We start from the raw sequence: 20,121 nt of genomic DNA, 5'->3' as shown, positions 1-20,121 counted from the left end.
TCGGCACTGGCTTCCCTTCTTTTTGTGTTAAGATACAACAAAAACGAAGAAGTGATAATATGTTCGAATGGTTGGCGAAGAAAGTGCTCAGGCTTCTCCCGAAGACAAAAATCGTCAGAAAGCTGTTCTTGGGCTATGTACTCATTATTCTATTTCCTATTCTCATTTTCGCTTATTTGTTATATCACCAGGCACATATACGATTTCTGGAAGAATATATGCGCAACCGGCAGGATTTAATTGAACAGGTAAACAGTAATCTGAAGGTGGATCTAACGCAGGTCGAATCTGTATATCAACTTTTTCAAAACGATCAGTATGCTTTGGAATACTTGAGCGGCGCTTATGAGACGGCAGCTGAGCACGTATACAGCCTTGTTAAATACATCCGGCCGAGATTCTCTTATGTATACACCGGAAATCCAAAGATTGTGGCTATCCGGTTGTACAGCACCAATTCGGACGTGTACGCATTAGGGCCAGAATTCGGGGACATCCATGAGCTTGTCAATAACGATCCTTTGTATGAGAAAGTCAAGCACCTTACGCCGGGAAAAGGACTATGGCTCTATGATCAACCCGAACAGAAAGCAATGCCTGTATGGCGCTATTACCAAAACATCTACAATGAGTCATTCTCGAAGCAGATCGGCATCATGGAAGTTAAAATTACGGATAATGTCATTAGCGGGATGATCGACAAAGTGAAGACGAAGACGGATGATTCGATTATTGTTTTATCCCAGGATAACCAGTTGTTATTCACGGATATTGAAGAGACGGGCAGACTCAACGCGCTAAAGAGAGCTGCGGCGGATGCCATGGCAGATGGAGCATCCAAATATGCTTATCTCCGTGACGTCAATTTGTTGGGGAACAGCATTAATGTCGATCCCTTGGCGATAAAGATCATTTCGTTCACGAACGGAAGAGAAGTCAATATTCAACGCGAGCTGCAGTGGTTTGCATGGGGAGGCGTCTTGTGTCTGCTCGTGCTTTCTATTATTTACTATTGGATTGCGACATTGCTTACGCACAGAATTCTAAAGTTGGCCAAACATATGCGAAATGTGGACTCCGACAATCTCTCCAAATATGAAGACACAAGCCACGACCGCGACGAGATATCTTTCCTAGCTGTCTCTTATAACGCGATGCTTCAACGGATCGATGATCTAGTCAATACGGTTCATCGTGCAGAGCTCATGCGGAAGGAAGCCGATTACAAGGTGCTGCAGGCGCAGATCAAACCTCATTTCTTATACAACACGCTAGAGTCGATCCGAATGCTAGCCGAAGTGAAAGAGGCACCCGAGGTGGCGGATTTCACCCATACCTTTGGCAAGCTGATCCGATACAGTTTATCGAATGACCAATTCGAGACGACGCTTAGGGATGAGCTTGAGCATGTAAGAAATTTTCTAACTATTCATAAAAACCGCGTCGGCGAACGATTGCAATTTGAGATTGACGTGGCCGCACCGATTACCAGCTTCGTCTGTCCACGCTTTATCCTGCAGCCTTTGGTGGAGAACAGCATTATTCATGGCTTGAGCAAGCTGAGGAGACAGTGGTTACTTCAGATCCGGGTGTTGGAGACGGTGGGATACATGGAGGTTCATATCGCGGATAACGGACTTGGGATCGAAGAGGACCGCCTCTTGGTGATTCAGGAGATGTTGGAAGGGAAGCGGGACCTTAACCGATTCCAGACGACTTTGGGCGGACTTGGGGTGTACAATGTCCATGAGCGAATCAAACAATTCTACGGCCATGATTCCGGTCTGACAATTACGAGTCGAAGTTTGGAAGGTACGACATGCGTTATTCGAATGTATAAAGGCGGTGGGCAGTGATGTTGAATTTATTAGTGGTCGATGACGAGCCGCTTATCCTTGCAGGGCTTAGCGCGATTATTCGGAATGCCAACACTCCCTTCCAACGGATTGAAACTGCGAATGATGCAATTGAGGCATTGGAGAAGCTCCAATCGTTCCAACCTCACTTGATTATTACCGACATTCATATGCCTGAGATGAGCGGTCTTGAGTTCATTAAGCTAGTGAAGGAAAGCAATCTCTGCCACCAGTTCGTCATCTTGACGGGATATGATGACTTTTCATACGCTCGGCAGGCATTGCGTTATCAAGTACTCGATTATTTGTTGAAGCCCGTAGATAAGGAAGAGCTTCTCGTCATTTTAGAGGATGCCGCGCGGACCATAGAGATGGAAACTGAACCGCTGACCGCCAAGGCAAAGACAGATGAAGTCACACAGGTATTCACCGGCTTGCTTAATAGCTGCACTTATACGGAACAAATGAATAAGACATTGGAATATATTCATAGGCATTACGCCCAAGACCTATCCTTGGAGCAGGTCGCCAAACACATCGGTTTGAGCCCAAGCTATGTAAGCGCCATGTTCAAAAAGGAATCGGGTATGAATTTCATCCCGTATCTCCATACTTGCCGAGTGGTCAAGGCGCAGCAACTGATGAACGAGCAGCCAAAGCTGCCCGTGGACAAAGTGGCCATACAGGTGGGATACGAAAATCCAAGGCATTTCTTTAAAGTATTCAAGAAATATTCCGGACTTACGCCAGGCCAGTACCGAGATTGCGAATCTGATTTATGGGAGAACGGCAAACCAAAGGAGTGATTTTCACGCTGGATTTTGCAGCGTGTAGTACGGACAACTTGTTCACAGCTGAGAACAAGTTACAAGCAAGCGACCACACGTACAAGCTACCAATGACGAAAAGACGAAAAGACGAAAAGACGATATTGCAAATTTTGCAAAAGCAGATGGGCGTTAGCGGACGAAAGCAGGTCATGCGAACCGCATCTTTACCAACCGTTACATGATGAGAGGAGTCCGTTAAACGAATAAAGCGAATTTGGCAGAAAGGAAGGATATAAATGGGAATCGTTAATTGGGAGCATCGTCAAATGAATGGCGAATATACTCTTTTGCTTGATGAAAAGGAAATCGGCCGCGTGTTACCGTTCGAGGATGATCGTTTCGAAGTAAACGATACATTCGAATCAGTGCGGGACGGGGTAGTCAAATGGACGAGGACGTTTGTTTATCTCGGTCCTGTATCGGAGTCTGGCAAGATTACAATGGACTTTGCAACCTCATACGAACCTCAGTACTATATGATTCCTTCCGTTACCTATAACGGAAACGGGTGGGGCAGCGGTTTGGAGCCCAAAGGCTTGCAACGAGATGGTCAGCCTTGGGTATTCGCATGGCACCGAACTGCTGTCGCAGGAGCAACTTACTCCGAGGGCGAAGGTATTGCCGTGTCTATGTTCAGCGAGCCTCCAACTGACATGCAGAATTATTCATGCTCGCTTGCGGCCGAACCCGGCTGTATTATTCATCGATTGATTTGGCCCGAAGAAGAAACGCCAGAGGTATACATTAGTCGCGACAAGTATTGCGATGCGTTTGAAGCGGGACGGATATTCACACCTGGCGAGAGCTTCGAGACTTGTGCTTATTTGACGATAGAAGCATATACCCAGCCGCGCGTATCGTGGCGCAAGATGCTAGATGAAGCATGGCACATTCAAAAACAGTTGGTGCAACCTCGTTTTAATGCTGAAAGCGTGTGGAATCTGGGCATGGCTTATGCGAAGGAAGGTTTGTGGGCTGAAGACGGAGATTTCCGTGGTTTCGCAATCGGCAGGAAATGGGATGGCGAGGAATGGGCGCAGGCCCGTCATTACGAAATCGGATGGTGCGGCCAAAATGCCTCTTTGGCCAATTCCATGCTAGCCGATTACTTGCGATTCGGTAACGAGGACTCGCTTCAACGCGGTTTGGCGGTGCTGGACGGATGGGTGAAAGGCGGCAGACTCTCGAACGGCCTCATACATTGTCACTACGATTATGTATTGTTCAAGAAAGACCAACCGGAGGTGCAGGATGCCTGTAACCTCGGGACTGCGGCCATGAATTTGTTCGAAGCCGAGGAGCTGGCTCTCCTCTGCGGTTTCGAACGCCCGATTTACCGCGAAACGGCACTAGGCATTTGCGATTTTGCCTTGTCGGCTCAGTCGGGAGACGGAAAAATAGGTAAATCTTGGACAAATGATGGCGAACCACATGATCCGGAGGGTACGGTGGGCTGTTTCCTTGTAACGCCATTCGTCAAGGCTTACGAAATAACGGGAGAAAAGGCTTATTTGCGCGGTGCCGAGCTTGGATACCACTATTATATCAGGGAGCTGCTCGACAACGGGTATACAACGGCAGGTGCGCTCGATACGTATTGCGTGGACAAGGAATCAGCGATTCCTTTATTGAAGGCAGGTATCGCGCTGTTTCGTATCACTGACAATCGGACATATCTTGAATGGGCTGAGCTTGCAGCCTGGTACTTGGCAACTTGGCAGTGGCACCATTCAGTTGAGTATGAAGATGGAAGCGCCTTGGGAGAAATTGGTTACGATACGTTCGGAGGAACGTCCGTCTCAACGCAGCATCACCACATTGATCCATTCGCGCTTGCGTTCATTGAGGATTGGGTGGAGCTGGCGTCGCTTACAGGCAACGAAGCATGGCGCGAAAGAGCTCGTGCAGCATGGGCGAATGCAACATTCGGCATCTCAGATGGCAGTCTGACGGTCATGGGAAAAACGCGTCCAAAAGGCAGCCAGGATGAAGGATTTTTCCATACCCGCTGGGGAGATCCATTCAACGTGTCGCAATGGCTGGTCGCATGGCCGACCGCCTTCCGGCTTGAAGTGCTGCGCCGCGTGAATGAAGAAGATCTTGGAATATAGCTTGTATGAATCCCCCCAAGCCCCATTAAGGAGTTTGAGGGGATTCGTTTTCTGCGGTAGTTTCTTCTCATATGGATAAATCTTAAACCTATATGGACAAATAATAGCGTTGTTAACTATTCCCGCAAGAGAAGACGCTGAATCGTCCATGTTTCCCTAACTGTGTTGAATACTCATGCACGCCTATTTTAACTATGATGGTAATAGTAAAGCGCTTTCTTTTATAGAAGGATGAGGCATCCTTATTAGTACTAATGAGGAGGTTGGTTATGAAACGAATGTTCGAGCCTGTCGCGTTTCGAAATACGAAGCTTTTTTGGGATTACAGGTTGAAGAACACCGAGAATTATCAAGGCTATCATCATTGGCATCAATGCTGCGAGATGTTGTATGTTCACGAAGGTGCCGGTCGTGTTGTGCTGGATGGTGAAACGTATCCGATACGCAAGGGGATGCTTTTCTTCTTCCGTCCATATCAGTTGCATCATGTTTTTGCGAACGTGAGTAAGGAACAGCCATACTCGCGCACCATTTTTTTCTTTGATCCGCATCTTATGGAGGAGCAACTCCAACCATTTGCGAAGCGGCATGCCTTATTTAAGGCGTTATGGCGAGGACAGAACAAAGTGAAAGCTTTCGATCTCTCCTCGTACAGCGAGAGCATAGAGCGCAACTATGAAAATTATCAATCAGTAAGAAGCCAAGGAATGGGGGAGGATGTTGAAGAAGTAGCCATGCTGATCCTCCGTAATTTGGATTGTATGCTCCACAGTAAGACAGCTCCGTCAGAGCAAATTCAGCTGGCTGAGGAGCGCAAATCGATAGGATATGCGCAGCAAGCTATGAAATGGATTGATGAACATTATCAGGACAGCTTCTATTTGGATGACTTAGCGGCTGCCATGCATTTATCCAAGTTCTATTTATCTAAGCTGTTCCACGAAGAGACCGGAAGCACTTTGAAGGCTTATATTACTGCCATTCGAATCAGGCATGCTTGCAGACTGCTCGAGACTACGACAAAATCGGTCGAAATATTAGGCAGCGAGGTTGGCATTCCCAATACTTCTTACTTTGTTCGGGTATTTAAGCAAGAAGTCGGAACGACCCCATTGAAGTACCGTACTGGATCTGTTTTTAATACCAATAAACCAACATTTTATAACATGGATTTGTCATTATAGCATTTGGAATAAAGGTACAATTGCTTTGTAAATGAAACAAGGTTCTCAGGAATATGGATATGGCTACGATATAAACAATTGAAAGCAGTAGCAAATAGTAATAGTCGTAATAACGTCAATATGATTTTGAAAGGATTGTTGGAATTTGAATAGGGCAAATGTGGAGCGTTCTGTTAAGGTTCCCGGTCATAAAAGACCGAGATGGACCAATACCTGGAGAGAATACAAAAAAAATAAATATATGTTCTTCATGCTTTTTCCAATATTGGTTTGGTACGCAATTTTTTGCTATGGACCACTATACGGTATCCAGTTAGCTTTTAAAGATTTTAGTCCGATTCGCGGAATATGGGGAAGCGAATGGGTCGGATTGGAATATTTCAAATTTTTGTTCTTTCAATCCCCGGATTTTCTAAGAATATTGAAGAACACAGTGATCATTAGCTGTTATAACATCGTATTCGGATTCCCAGCCCCGATTGTGCTGGCCCTATTGCTGAATGAAGTACGATACGGATTGTTCAAAAGAATCGCCCAGTCCATATCCTACATTCCGCATTTCTTCTCATGGGTTGTTCTTTCCGGCATCATTATTATGATGCTCTCGCCAAGTCAGGGACCAATCAATTATCTACTGTCGCTCGTACACATCGAACCGATCTACTTTCTGGCCGACTCCAATTATTTTCGCCCGACTTTAGTAATAACAAATATATGGAAAGAAGTGGGTTGGGGCACGATCATTTATTTGGCGGCATTAACGGGTGTCGATCCTACATTGTTCGAAGCAGCCAAGATAGATGGAGCCAATCGTTTCAAACAAGTATGGCATATTTCAATCCCGTCTATATTACCGGTTGTCACCATTATGTTCATATTATCGCTAGGCGGCATTCTTAACGCTGGATTCGACCAAATATTCAATCTGTATTCTCCTTCTGTTTACAATGTTTCAGATATCATTGACACGTATGTGTATCGAGCCGGTATCGTTAACGGTCAATTCGGATTAACGACAGCGGTCGGGCTATTCAAGAACATTATTGGCATCACGCTTGTGCTCGGCACAAATTATGTAGTGAAAAAAATGGGACAAGAAGGGGTTCTGTAAGAGCCGTCAGGAGGGAACGCGCATCATGAAAACGTCAGTTGGCGAAAATCTATTCCAGTTTATTCTCATTGTCTTTATATCCGGTCTGTGCGTGGCCATGTTCTATCCGTTTATTCACATCGCGTCCGTATCGTTAAGCGGCCCGGCGGAATCGACTCGCATGGGATTCCATCTCTTCCCGAAAGACATTGACTTGTTCAGTTGGAAACAGGTTGTGAGTCAAAAGAAAATTTGGTGGGGCTTTGGCAATTCGGCGTTTCGGACGGTGGTTGGCACATTGTTGACGCTTGTCGCCATGTCCATGATCGCCTATCCGTTATCGCGCAAAACTTTGCCTCACCGTTCTTTCTATACGATGATTATTTTGTTCACCATGTTTTTCAGCGGAGGCCTCATTCCCAGTTATTTGCTTATCAAAGAGCTGCATTTGATGGATAGCAGATGGGTTTATATTGTTCCTATGTTAGTACCGACTTTCTCCATGCTTGTCTTGCGCAATTTCTTCATGTCGATCCCGCAAGAAGTCGAGGAATCGGCCAAGATCGATGGGGCGAATGACATACGCGTGTTGCTATCGATTGTGTTGCCGTTATCGAAGCCCGTATTGGCGACACTGGCGTTATGGACGGCAGTCGGGCATTGGAACGCCTGGTTCGATGCGGTATTGTACATTTCCGATCAGTCCAAACAAGTGTTGCAATTTTTCTTAAGGGAAATTGTTGTCCTTAATACGGACAAGGAAACGTTCGGTAGCACGGTTGTCGGGAATTTCAAGTATGAAACTTCGATTAAAGCCGCCACCGTTATGTTCGCCGTATTGCCGATCCTTGTCGTGTACCCGTTCCTGCAAAAGTATTTCGTTAAAGGAACAATGATCGGCTCGCTTAAAGGTTAGAGTGATTTAACCGGGGAAGGTTAAGCCATTCCCTGTTTAAATAAATTTGATTGGCATATAAAAGGGAGGAAAAGAAATGAAAGACAGAAAGAGACTTATTGTTGCGGCCATGTTGTCTATGTCTTTACTAGCAACGGCTTGTTCGGGCGGTTCGAACGGGGTAAACAGTGAAACGAACGCGCCTTCGCAGACGAATGTACAGGAACAAGAAGCACCGATCGAGCTCACGATTAACCCAAGCACATGGTTTATTCCGACAAATGACGGCAACGAGGTTCAGAAGTACATCGAGGAAAAGTACAACGTAAAAATCGTGAACATGAGGGCGACAGACGAGAACTTTAAGGTCAAAGTGTCAGCAGGAGAAATTCCGGACATTTTCCCTCAAAATATTAGCGAAGGCGATATGGTCAATTATGCAAGGCAAGGCGTAATCGCAAGCATTTCGGTAGACGAAATCAAACAATATATGCCGTCTTATGTGGCTGACGTAGAAGCTGTTGATCCGAATGCGTGGGATATCGGCTTATACGACGGGAAGAACTGGGGCGTTCCGAGGGTATGGTTGAACGGTTCTTACGGATTCATTCCGGCTTACAACGGCGCGTGGCTAAAAGCAATTGGTTACAATGAACCGCCGAAAACGCTTGAAGAATACGAGGATGTCGTGTACAAATTCCGTAATAACGATCCGGATGGCAACGGTCAAAAGGATACGTACGCCTTTACGACCCGCGGGACAGGCAATCAGCAATTCAATGAGATTTATGCGGCACACGGCGTAAATCCTTATCAATTTATGTTAGCTGCTGACGGAACGGTTACTTGGGGTGGACTTTCGGATCAGGCTAAGGAAGCGTTAAAGCTTTTGCAGAAGTGGTATAAAGACGGCGTTCTCGATCCGGAATTTCTAACGGACAATAACGATACGATTACGCAGAAGTGGAACAACAAAAAAATCGGCATTCTCGACTATATGATGTATCACCATTTATTCAATCAAAAAGAGGCCAATGCGGCAAACGGTATCGAAGCCGTTTATGGCAAAGGTTTAGTCGGTCCTGCAGGTAAATCGCTGGCGATGTCGAACGGCGCCTTGCAAGTGCCTCTTCTGTTCGGAGCGCAGGTTGAAAAGGACGAGAAGAAGAGAATTAAAATTTTGCAAATCCTTGAAGATTTGGTGAGTAGCGACGATGCTTATCTGAAGACAGTGTTTGGCACCGAAGGTGTTTCGTATGAGCTTAAGGACGGCGCCGCGGAAGCATTAGAACCTTATAAGAGCGATACGAACAAAATGCTCGAATTGGGCTACGGCGGTTACTATAATCCGCTCGGCGAGCGCAGTTTGAAGATGTGGAAATACCACTTCTCGGCTGAAAAACTGGCATTCAGAGATACGTTGAACGAAGGCAATGAATTGATTACGGACATCCTTGGACCAACGCCGCTGGAAGCTAAGTCCAAATATTCGGCAACGTTGAATCCGCTTCAAGATGAGTATTATGTAAAAGCCATTATCGGTACAGATAATATTGATAAAACGTTCGAAGAGTTTAAAGAGAATTGGCTGAGATCCGGCGGTAAAGATCTGCTGGAAGAAGCGACTAAAGTGTACCAGGAGCGTCAAGCCGCCAAATAATTGACGGATTACAGCATGCCTGAGTTAGGCAGAGCGGACTTCGAGGATGATTGTCAGCCTTAGGGATGACCATTTGTCCGAGAGTCCCTTCTGTCGTTGAGATGCAATGATATCAATAAATTTATTAAGTTAAAGGAGTATTTAAGTGAACCACACAAACGATACATTTCCCATTGCGATATTGCCCGGCGACTATCCGGATCCGTCCGTGGTCCGAGTCGGAGAAGACTACTACATGACCCATTCTTCATTCGATAACATGCCGGGACTTCTCGTATGGCACTCCCGGAATTTAGCGGAATGGGAACCTATTGGGCATGCTGTCCATCAACGCGTCGGCTGCATTATGGCTCCTGAATTAATCTGGTATGAAGGCGTGTTCTACATCTACTATCCGGCAGATCGCACGAATTGGGTCGTAACGGCCGAATCGCCAGCGGGACCGTGGACGGAGCCGATCAACCTGAATGTCGGTTTGATCGATCCGGGACATGCCGCAGATTCGGAAGGAAACCGTTATCTCTTCCTGTCTGAAGGTTGCAGAATTCGCTTGGCGCCTGACGGCTTGTCGACGATCGGCGAGCTCGAGAAGGTCTATGAAGGCTGGCGTTATCCTACCGAATGGAGGACGGAGGGCTTTTATCTGGAGTCGCCCAAGATTACGTATCGAAATGGCCATTACTACATGACAAGCGCGCAGGGCGGAACCGCAGGACCTGCAACCAGCCATATGATCGTATCGGCCAGATCGGAATCGCTCGACGGACCTTGGGAGAACTCGCCCAACAATCCGATCATTAGAACCGAAAGCCGCGCAGAGCGTTGGTGGTCCAAAGGTCATGGCACGTTAGTGGATACGCCTGACGGATCTTGGTACGTCATCTATCATGCCTATGAAAAAGACTTTTTGACGCTTGGAAGATATACGCTTATGGAACCTATTCAATGGGATGACAATGGCTGGTTCCGAGCTTCGAATGAACCTAAGGCGAGCAATCTGCCGTTATCCGGCGGCATTGCTTTATCCGATAATTTCGAGCAAGAGCGCCTTGCGCCGCAATGGCATTTCTTTGGACGTTCTAGCTTGACCGGTTACGATGTTGGCGGTGGAAACCTTGTGTTGCAAGCACTTCCGGCGGAATCGATCGAGCCTTTGCTATGCATTCCCTATCATCACGCCTATGAAGCTATTGTATCGGTGCAACTCGAGGAGGCGACGGAAGGCCGCTTAAGCTTGTTTTACAAGCCCGGCTTCCAATGCGGAATTGGCTTCAACGGCAGTCATGTTTTTTCGTTCCGCGATCAATACCGTTCCGAATATACCAAAGTTGACGGCGGCCTTATCCAGTTGCGCATCGTGAACGATTGCCATGACGTGGATCTGTATTACAGCACGGCAGATTCTAGTTGGATCAAGCTGGATCACGGTTTCGAAATGTCAGGGTTCCATAACAATGTGTTAGGCAAATTTTTAAGTTTAAGGATTGCTTTGGATGCCGTTGGCGTCGGAAAGGTTTCGTTTAGTCATTTTATTTACCACGCTTTGGAGAAGAGAGAACGACTATAAGGAGGAAAACGAGCAGATATGGGCAACGTGACTAGGGCTCCCTTATTCAGGGATCCCATATATGACGGTGCGGCTGATCCTGTCCTTATATGGAACAGAGAAGCCAAGGAATGGTGGATGTTATATACGAATCGCAGGGCGACAGCCGAGGATCGCAATGTCGCCTGGGTGCATGGAACGGATATCGGGATAGCTTCATCCATCGACGGCAAGGAGTGGGTATACAGAGGCACGATAGAGGGACTTAACACGGAGTGGGGCAGAAATACATTTTGGGCGCCGGAAATATATTGGCACGAGGGCACTTATCATATGTATGTCTCTTATATACAAGGAGTACCCGACCGTTGGGGGCATCAAGCGGACATGCTCCATTACACGAGTCGGGACCTAATTGCATGGACGTTCCGATCCAAATTGAATATTAGCGACTCGAAGATTATCGATGCATGTATTTACCAGATGCCAGGCGGAAAGTTCAGAATGTGGTTTAAGGAAAACAATCATACGTATGCCGCCGAAAGCAGTGATTTGTACGACTGGACACGCGTCGGCCTCGTTATTGAGGGGCGTTTCCACGAAGGGCCGAATGTATTCCGTTTCAAAAACTATTATTGGTTAATCGTGGACGAGTGGAGGGGACAAGGCGTATATCGCTCCGAGGATCTTGTTCATTGGGAACGCAACGGGCTCATTCTGGACCAACCCGGTACGCGGGAAGACGACGGCACGATCGGCCTTCATGCGGATGTTGTCGTTCAGGGCGAACAAGCGTATATCTTTTATTTTACGCATCCCGAAAGGACGAACGGCAACGAGGAGTCAAGTAGTTATGGCACAAGGCGCTCATCGATACAGGCAGCCGAATTGGAAGTCGTGGATGGCGTCCTTGTTTGTGATCGGAACAAGCCGTTTGATCTGAAGCTATTACCGGAATAAGAGGGGGTACTAACTTTGCAGGCGTATTTATTTGTGCATTTTAAAGAAAAGAGAACACCGGATGGCGAGCAGGTTTATTTTGGTGTCAGTAAGGACGGCTTTAACTGGGAGAAAGTAAATGATGGGAATCCCGTGTTATGGAGTTATTACGGAGACAAGGGAGTCAGAGATTTCACGATAACGAGAACAAAGGAAGGTAAGTTTGTTATTCTGGCAACGGATTTAAGTTTGTCATACGGGATGCTGAATCAATATAACCATTCTTGGTCCGAAGCCGCCCGAAACGGGAGCAAATGTCTGTCTCTATGGGAGTCCGACGATTTGATTCATTGGTCGGAGCAAAGGCTGATCAAGCTCGGCAATGAAGATTTCGGATGTTTGTGGGCACCGGATATTATATATGATAATAAGAGTGATGATTACGTTACACATTGGTCTTCAGCCCATAGCGGCAATAATTATGGATTCAAAGGCATTTATTATTCCCGGACCAAAGATTTTAAAACTTTCACGCAAGCGGAATTATTGTATCAAAAAGAAGACAGCGGTATCATCGACTCCGCGATGTACGAGGAAGTCGGAAGCTATTATATGTTTTTAAAGAGCGAACAAAATCCCGGCAAAATTATTTTAATGGCGTCGGACGATATAACGGGTCCTTTCAAGAGAGTAGATGCGTTTGACAAGAGTATGGAGAATGTCGAAGCCGGACTATACGAGGCTCCAACAGCGGTTAAATTGGAAGACGGAAGATGGTGCTTGTTCCTGGACTTCTATGGCGCCTCGGCTGAGGGACAAGGATATGTACCGTTTATCGCGGACAATCTGGCAAGCGGGCAATTCGTACGGTCGGATCAATCCTTTAGATTCCCGTATGGCTTCAAGCACGGTACCATTCTGACCATTACGATGGAGGAATACGAAAGACTGAAGTGTTTCCATAAGAAGCCTTCGGAGTATTAGACATGATTAATAGAACAGGGATGGACAGCGACGCTGCCTATTCCTGTTTTTTGTCGGTTAGCTCCTGAACGACGACATAAACTTTTACTTTTGCAATTATTGATCCATAATGCCATCATGGAGGGTATGACTGATAAGGAGTTGTGGTGAGATGTTCAGCATGCAGTTCGTGAGAAGCAGGAAAGCTTTGAAGAGCTTGCCGATCGGGTTTCAACTTTCCGTTCTAGTAGCCATTATAATCGTTATTGTCTTGGTCATCGTATATACCAATTATATGAAAGCGGCTGAAGTCGTCGAGAAGAAAAACAGCGAATACCATAAGGAAATGATTGCCCAAATTAATCGGACCATCGCTGCCAATAGCGACGCAGTCAAGCGGATCCTTCTAAGCATAGCCTACAATCCTAAGATCGTGCAGCCGTATTTGAATGAGAAGGATCCCGTCAAAAAGTATACGCAATATACGCAATTGATGAGTTATATGGCAGACATGAGGAACATGAAAGACGGTATACTGGATATTGCTTTGATCGGCGTCGACGGCACGACGTTCAATTTGAACGGAGACGTCAATAATTTGAAGCCGTTTATGGATGAAATACCAATAAATCAATTTTTTAACTTTACCGGCGTGCAAAAGATGCGAATTAATAACATCACCAGGGATGTTTTTATTGTGGGAAGCCCCATCTACTCGACGATTGATTTCGGGAACGATAAGAAATTCGGCGTTATTATGATTGTTCTGGATGCTAAGGTAATATTGGGATCGCCGCCCAGCATGGATAAGATGGGAGGGAGCAAGCTTTACGCGCTCGACCGCAACGGAAATGTGTTTTATTCCAATGTGGATGGCGTAAAGACCGGCACGCCTTATACACAGATCAGTTCCGTTAATTCGGATTCTAGCTTTTATATGCAGAGGGGGGAGATTCCCGATATTGGGGGAGAGCTCGTGTTCAATTTGCCGAAAAGTGAATTGCTGCGTGGACTGGAAGATATCCGCAAGCAATCATTGCTGATTCTGTTCATATCCTTGCTGGTGCTGTCTCTCCCATTCTTGCTTGTCGTTAATAATATACTGATGCCGCTGAAAAAATTGATGCGATTCATGAATGACTTCAAGCTTGGACATCTTCGCAACTTGAACAATCGCATCAGCCTGCAGGGGTATGCCGAAATTAGCAGCATGGCAAGCGATTTCAATCGTATGCTGGATGAGATTGATATGTTGACCAGGCAGCTGGTTGACAGCAATACGAAGCTTTATCGAGCGGAACTTGTGAAGAAGCAGTCCGAATTGGCATTTTTGCAGAGCCAGATCAATCCGCATTTTCTATATAATACGTTGGAATCGATCAAAGGCATGGCAGTTGAAGAAGGCTCGGATAAAATCTTTCATATGGCGAAGGCCCTCGCTTTCGTTTTTCGATACAGCATCAAAGGCACAGATTTCGTAACGCTTCAGGAAGAGTTAACATTGGTTAAAAGCCATATACACATTCAGCAAATCCGCTTCGGCAACCGACTTAATGTCCAATATCGCATTCCAGAGGACTTGTTATCCTGCAAAGTTCCCAAGATGATCCTGCAGCCGCTGGTTGAGAACGCTATCTTTCACGGAATTGAACCGCGTACCGATAACGGAGGACTTCTTGAGATTATTGTCGAGCAATCCGAGGAGATGCTTATCCTTTCCGTTGCCGACAATGGTGCGGGCATAGATGAGGAACAGCTTCGGATACTGAAGTACAAATTGTCGGTTATTCTGGATATGACGGATAATCAGCGGACGAATATCGGTCTGGTCAACGTCAATAACCGAATCAAATTGAACTATGGCGAAGCGTACGGTATAACGATTTCAAGCAAACGCGACGCCGGAACGATGGCAACCATTAGCCTACCGCTTGGGAGAGATGACGATGTATAAAGTGTTTCTGGTTGACGACGAGGAACTTGTTATTAAAAGCTTGATCGCAAGCGTCGATTGGGAGGCGTACGGTTTCCAAGTATCCGGTTACGCATTAACCGGGTCGGAAGCATTCGATGAGATCCAGGCAATCGAACCTCACCTTGTTTTTACCGATATTCGAATGCCAGGGATTAGCGGATTGGAGCTTATCAAGCAGTTAAAGGATGTTTCTTCTAGAGCGCTGGTCATCGTGCTCAGCGGATATGCAGAGTTTGCGCTCGCCCAAAAAGCAATCAACTATGGCGCTTTCGGTTATTGCTTGAAGCCGTTCGACGAATTCGAAATATCCGGATTTCTCAAAAAAGCCTCAAAGCTCATTAAGGATAATGAAAAGAACAAAGATGCGGATATCCTGGAGTATCTGGAAACGGGAGCTCTGGAACATACGGAGCGGCTGAAGAAAATGCTGCTTGCCGCTGGGATCATCCCAGAGAGTCAAGAGGCTGTTCGGAACAATGTGGGAACGCAGCAAGTAAGGAACAGATCATTTAAAGGCATATTAGAATATGTTGATGAGCATTATCGCGAAGAGCTTACGATTTCATTCTTATCGGAGCATTTTAATGTCAATGCCAATTACATCAGTCAATTGTTTAAGAAGGAAACGAATACAACCTTTACGCAATATGTAACCGCGCTGCGAATGGAATACGCATGCCGCCTATTGTCGGAAACGGATCTGCCGATCAATGAGGTTGCGGAGCAGTCGGGATATAGCGACTATTTTTATTTTAGCCGGATTTTCAAGCGGGCGAAGGGAACGACCCCAAGCAGCTATCGGACATCAACCTATATTTGATTTTCGAATCCCGTCATCGACGGGATTTTTTTCTTTTGTTTCTATCGATATAGATTAGAAGAACATGGACGATCGTTAGCGCCATTCGATAATCCGCGCATCAAACTGTAAATTGTCCATATTTCCCTAACTGGGCTAAATACTCTATCGGAAACAATTTATATATGATAATTGTAAAGCGCTTTCAATAAAAAGAATGGACGAGGTGTTTAGCAAGTGAACAGCGTGGTAACGTATGATGCCCCGAGGGGGGCGGTTTTACTCGATGATTTTAAAGTAAAGGTTCGGGTTTCCGGCGGGGATTGGCAGCATGTGCCTGTCTATAAGGTGAAGGTTGATATGCACGATGTGCGGGAAGCCTCCATGGCCAGTTTCGATATGGAAGGGACTGTAGAAACGGAAATTACGTTTCGGCGCGGGAAATTGAAAGAGGCGGTTATTCGACCTCTGTCCTATTCTATCGGTTACGAAGTAGAAGAGGACACGATTCGATTGACGCTGGATGGGCCGAGAAAGCTTGTTATCGAATGCAATGGCGAACGATTCGGCAATTTGCATTTATTTGCGAATCCTGTTGAGGCGGATGCTCCAAATCCTGATGATCCGAATGTGCTCGCGATTCAGCCAGGGATTCATCGCTTGTCGGATATATTGCGGCAGTTCAATGACAGCAACAACGAACGCCAAGCTCCCGATATTTTGTATTTCGCACCGGGCATGCACTATATCGAAGAGATGGTGCTTCCCGTTTCGTCATGCAAGACGGTCTATCTCGCAGGCGGGGCGATCCTTGTCGGCTCGATCGTATGCGAGCATGTGCGAGACGTTACCATACGCGGAAGGGGTTTTGTGTACCTCGCCGATTTCCATCGATTTTCGGCATTCCGGGGCGTTCGGATTATTTTCTCCGAGAATATTGCAATCGAAGGCATTACGGTCATCGACCCTCCGCATTACAGCGTATTTATCGGTAAGTCGCGCGGGATATCGATCCGGAACTTCAAGTCGTTCAGTACGAGAGGCTGGTCGGATGGAATCGATATCATGTCAAGCGAACAGATTGACATCGATGATATATTCATGCGGAATTCGGACGATTGCATAGCAGTCTACGGCTCGCGTTGGGATTTCTACGGTGATACAAGAGAGGTATCGGTGCGAAATTCCATTCTTTGGGCGGATGTTGCGCATCCGATCATGATTGGCACGCATGGTGATCATGGACGCAACGGCGATATCATCGAAGGACTTCGATTCGAAAATATAGATATTCTTGAGCACCACGAGCTTCAACCTAATTATTGGGGAGCTATGGCGATTAATGCGGGAGACGGGAATACGATCCGGAACGTCGTATTCGAGAACATTCGCGTCGAAGCGATCGAGCAGGGGCAATTGTTCGATATCCGCGTCGTTCAGAATGAAGATTATAATCCCTTGCCAGGCAATCGAATCGAAAAGGTCGTATTTCGGGACATTCATTACGCAGGCGGAACGCCTCACCCTTCCCGTATTCACGGCTTTGACGATGAACGCGTCGTAGATGGCATCCTATTCGATAACTTGCGGATCGGGAATGAACGCGTGGAAGGAAACGGTCATCGGACTCTTGTTATGAACGATTATGTACGCAACATCGTTTTCGTCAAGGAATAAGAAGAATATGCGAGATGAGGGAAGAGGATAATGAGTACAACAGGAACAATTTCGATATATACAAAAGAGCAAGGGGCCGCTTTGGGCGATCTGTTCGGCATATTTTTTGAGGACATTAATCATGCGGCGGATGGAGGGCTTTATGCAGAGATGGTCAGAAACCGTTCATTCGAATTCGATCCGATTGATCGGCCTGATTATGACGGCTTATCGGCATGGGAGATGGTCGAGCTGGGCGGAGGAAAGAGCAGCATACGCATAGAGCAGGCGCATCCAATCCATCCCCGTAACCCTCATTACGTAGCGGTCGAGATTATAGAGTCTGGGGATGGCGTAGGCATTAAAAATTTGGGCTTCAATTCGGGATTGCCTTATCGCGAAGATGAAACGTATACGTTCTCCATGTACGCCAGACGGAGTTCAAGCTTCGATGAGCCGGTAACGGTAAGGCTGGAGGGGATCGATGGTAAGGTATACGGCGAAACGAAGGTTGCGGTCACTTCGGAGTGGAAGAAATACGAGGTCGCCGTTGCTTCTTCGGCTACTGATTTCAGCGGTAGGTTGGCCGTTGTAACCAAGGGAACGGGAACCTTGTATTTGGACATGATCTCGCTTTTTCCAACCAAGACATTTCGGAATAGACCGGGTGGAATGCGTGAGGACATCGCGACGTTGCTTGCCGACCTGAAGCCGAAATTTATGCGTTTCCCTGGCGGTTGCCTTATTCACGACGGATCGCTAAATCACCAGGACCGCGACTCCATGTACAGATGGAAAAATACGATCGGGCCTGTCGAGCAAAGACCGCCGAGGAAGAACAACTGGCGATATCATCAGACGCTGGGTTTAGGATATTTGGAATATTTTCAATTGTGCCAAGATATCGGAGCAAAGCCGATTCCGATTCTGCCGGCTGGAAGCGATCCGCATAGCCAGCGTTATGTTCCGATTGACGAGCTGGGCCCATGGATCGACGATGCGCTCGATCTCATTGAATTCGCGAACGGAGATGTTTCTACCGAGTGGGGGAGCTTGCGCGCGCTGCTCGGCCATCCTGAGCCCTTCAATCTGGAGTATATCGGCATAGGTAATGAAGAGATCGGTGAGCCGTTCTTTGAGCGGTATACCTATTTCCATCAAGCTATAAAAGCAAAGTATCCCGACATTAAGATCATTAATTCAAGTGGACCGTTCGCTGCCGGCGGAGAATATGAACGCGGATGGCGTTCCGCGCGGGACAACGGCTCGGATTTCGTAGACGAACATTATTATCAGTCTCCGGACTGGTTACTGGCTCACTATCATCGGTACGATTCCTTCAGCGCCGATGATCCTAAAGTGTTTCTAGGCGAATATGCTTCCTGGGGAAATACGTACTACAATGCACTTGTTGAAGCGGCTTTCATGACCGGACTAGAGAAAAACGCTCATGCTGTCGGTTTGGCATGTTATGCTCCGCTGCTGTGCAACGTGGATTATGTAGACTGGAAGCCGGATTTGATTTGGTTCAATAATCATCACGTGTTCGGCACGGCCAACTACTATGTTCAGCAATTGTTCATGCATCATCAAGGCGACCATTTGCTGCGCATTGAAACCGAAGGATTCGCTTCTCCAGCCCAGCCGTCATCCAACTTAGACCGACTAGATGGAAAGCTGTTGGTAGGGGCGAATCTTTGTGAAGCGGTTTATCGCGATATTCGCTTGATCAACCACGAGACTGGCGAAGTGAAGTCGCTGACGGATAAAGTCGTAATTGGGGAAACGGAAGCTGACCGGCGTCTCAGCTCTGAATTAGGCCGAAAAGCGGTAGTCGGCGAGACGGATTTGAAAACCTACTCGCTGAGGATGAAGGCAACAAGGACAAATGGTTCGAGAGGATTTATTATGTACTTCGGTTATCAGGATGACGCCAATTATGTGATGTGGGAAGCGGGCAGCCATTCAAACCAGGAATCGATGATTCACGCCGGCTCGAACGGGTACAGAGGTTGTCTGACACAAAGTTTATTCTCGGCAGAGACCGGCGTGGAGTATGATCTGGAAGTGCGAGTAGACGGACGTAGAATACGTACGTATATTGATGGTGTTCTGATCAATGACACCGAGCACCTTGCACCAGTTATCGAGCCGCTGTACTGCTCTTCGAGTATAGACGCGGTAACCGGGGAGATCATAGTCAAAGTCGTGAACGTACAGGGCGCGGACGTACAGTCGCAGCTTCAGTTTGCAGACTTGGATGCGGACCGCTTTTCGATCGATATATACGAGATGTCGGGTTACGAGCTGGATGAGACGAACAGCTTTGAAGAGCCGAAGAAGATTGCTCCAAAGTATAAGAGCTTGCTAACGTCAGGTAATCAAGTAAGCTACGAGTTCCTTAAGCATTCAGTTACTGTGTTCCGTGTTAGGAAAGGATGACCGTTCTCTCTGTTATCCGACAGAATCCGCATAGGAATTCGAATGAATAAATAATTGTGAGAAGGATGCTGTTCAGTACGGCATCCTTTTCATGCTGTGATACTGGAATCTGGGTATGTGAGGAAATGGTACTGCATGACTCAATGACATGCCAATAGTCAAACATTTTCAAGCA

The 20,121-nt window shown here is 46.7% G+C and carries 14 protein-coding genes; all 14 read left to right on the top strand.

From position 1 onward, the window contains the following. Positions 1 to 59 precede the first annotated feature (59 nt). Positions 60 to 1,856: a sensor histidine kinase gene (locus tag AC1DF0_RS29915; RefSeq protein WP_477577098.1), complete on the top strand. Its 1,797-nt coding sequence runs from the start codon at positions 60 to 62 to the stop codon at positions 1,854 to 1,856. Then, the gene (locus tag AC1DF0_RS29910; protein WP_442053185.1) at positions 1,856 to 2,662 is read left to right on the top strand and encodes a response regulator transcription factor; all 807 of its coding nucleotides are present in this window, start codon (positions 1,856 to 1,858) and stop codon (positions 2,660 to 2,662) included. The genes AC1DF0_RS29915 and AC1DF0_RS29910 overlap by 1 nt, the downstream gene beginning before the upstream one ends. 260 nt (positions 2,663 to 2,922) lie before the next feature. Continuing rightward, positions 2,923 to 4,797 carry a hypothetical protein gene (locus AC1DF0_RS29905; RefSeq protein ID WP_477577096.1) on the top strand — a complete coding sequence of 625 codons (1,875 nt, stop codon included), beginning with the start codon at positions 2,923 to 2,925 and terminating at the stop codon, positions 4,795 to 4,797. 269 nt (positions 4,798 to 5,066) lie between these two features. Beyond that, positions 5,067 to 5,981 (top strand): AraC family transcriptional regulator, encoded by a 915-nt coding sequence (locus tag AC1DF0_RS29900; RefSeq protein ID WP_442053377.1) that lies wholly within the window; start codon positions 5,067 to 5,069, stop codon positions 5,979 to 5,981. Between the two features lie 421 nt (positions 5,982 to 6,402). Then, positions 6,403 to 7,092, top strand: a complete 690-nt coding sequence (locus tag AC1DF0_RS29895) for an ABC transporter permease (protein WP_477577093.1) — start codon at positions 6,403 to 6,405, stop codon at positions 7,090 to 7,092. A gap of 25 nt (positions 7,093 to 7,117) precedes the next feature. Further along, positions 7,118 to 7,987: a carbohydrate ABC transporter permease gene (locus AC1DF0_RS29890; protein ID WP_442053379.1), complete on the top strand. Its 870-nt coding sequence runs from the start codon at positions 7,118 to 7,120 to the stop codon at positions 7,985 to 7,987. Between the two features lie 76 nt (positions 7,988 to 8,063). Beyond that, positions 8,064 to 9,626: an extracellular solute-binding protein gene (locus AC1DF0_RS29885; protein WP_477577090.1), complete on the top strand. Its 1,563-nt coding sequence runs from the start codon at positions 8,064 to 8,066 to the stop codon at positions 9,624 to 9,626. Positions 9,627 to 9,771: 145 nt separating this feature from the next. Then, positions 9,772 to 11,193, top strand: a complete 1,422-nt coding sequence (locus AC1DF0_RS29880) for a family 43 glycosylhydrolase (protein ID WP_477577088.1) — start codon at positions 9,772 to 9,774, stop codon at positions 11,191 to 11,193. An 18-nt stretch (positions 11,194 to 11,211) separates the two neighbouring features. Beyond that, the gene (locus tag AC1DF0_RS29875; protein ID WP_477577086.1) at positions 11,212 to 12,132 is read left to right on the top strand and encodes a glycosyl hydrolase; all 921 of its coding nucleotides are present in this window, start codon (positions 11,212 to 11,214) and stop codon (positions 12,130 to 12,132) included. A 33-nt stretch (positions 12,133 to 12,165) separates the two neighbouring features. Further along, positions 12,166 to 13,095, top strand: a complete 930-nt coding sequence (locus AC1DF0_RS29870) for a glycoside hydrolase family 43 protein (RefSeq protein ID WP_477577084.1) — start codon at positions 12,166 to 12,168, stop codon at positions 13,093 to 13,095. Positions 13,096 to 13,246: 151 nt separating this feature from the next. Further along, positions 13,247 to 15,028: a sensor histidine kinase gene (locus AC1DF0_RS29865; protein WP_477577082.1), complete on the top strand. Its 1,782-nt coding sequence runs from the start codon at positions 13,247 to 13,249 to the stop codon at positions 15,026 to 15,028. Next, positions 15,021 to 15,869: a response regulator transcription factor gene (locus AC1DF0_RS29860; protein ID WP_477577080.1), complete on the top strand. Its 849-nt coding sequence runs from the start codon at positions 15,021 to 15,023 to the stop codon at positions 15,867 to 15,869. The genes AC1DF0_RS29865 and AC1DF0_RS29860 overlap by 8 nt, the downstream gene beginning before the upstream one ends. Positions 15,870 to 16,085: 216 nt before the next feature. Further along, positions 16,086 to 17,525, top strand: coding sequence for a glycosyl hydrolase family 28 protein (locus tag AC1DF0_RS29855; protein ID WP_477577078.1), 1,440 nt, complete (start codon positions 16,086 to 16,088; stop codon positions 17,523 to 17,525). Between the two features lie 30 nt (positions 17,526 to 17,555). Then, a complete protein-coding gene (locus tag AC1DF0_RS29850) occupies positions 17,556 to 19,946 on the top strand; it encodes an alpha-L-arabinofuranosidase C-terminal domain-containing protein (protein WP_477577076.1) in 2,391 nt (796 codons plus the stop codon). The last annotated feature ends 175 nt before the right edge of the window (positions 19,947 to 20,121 follow it).

It is taken from the genome of Paenibacillus sp. 05T425 (assembly GCF_056396205.1).
This window is presented reverse-complemented; position numbering and strand designations above follow the sequence as displayed.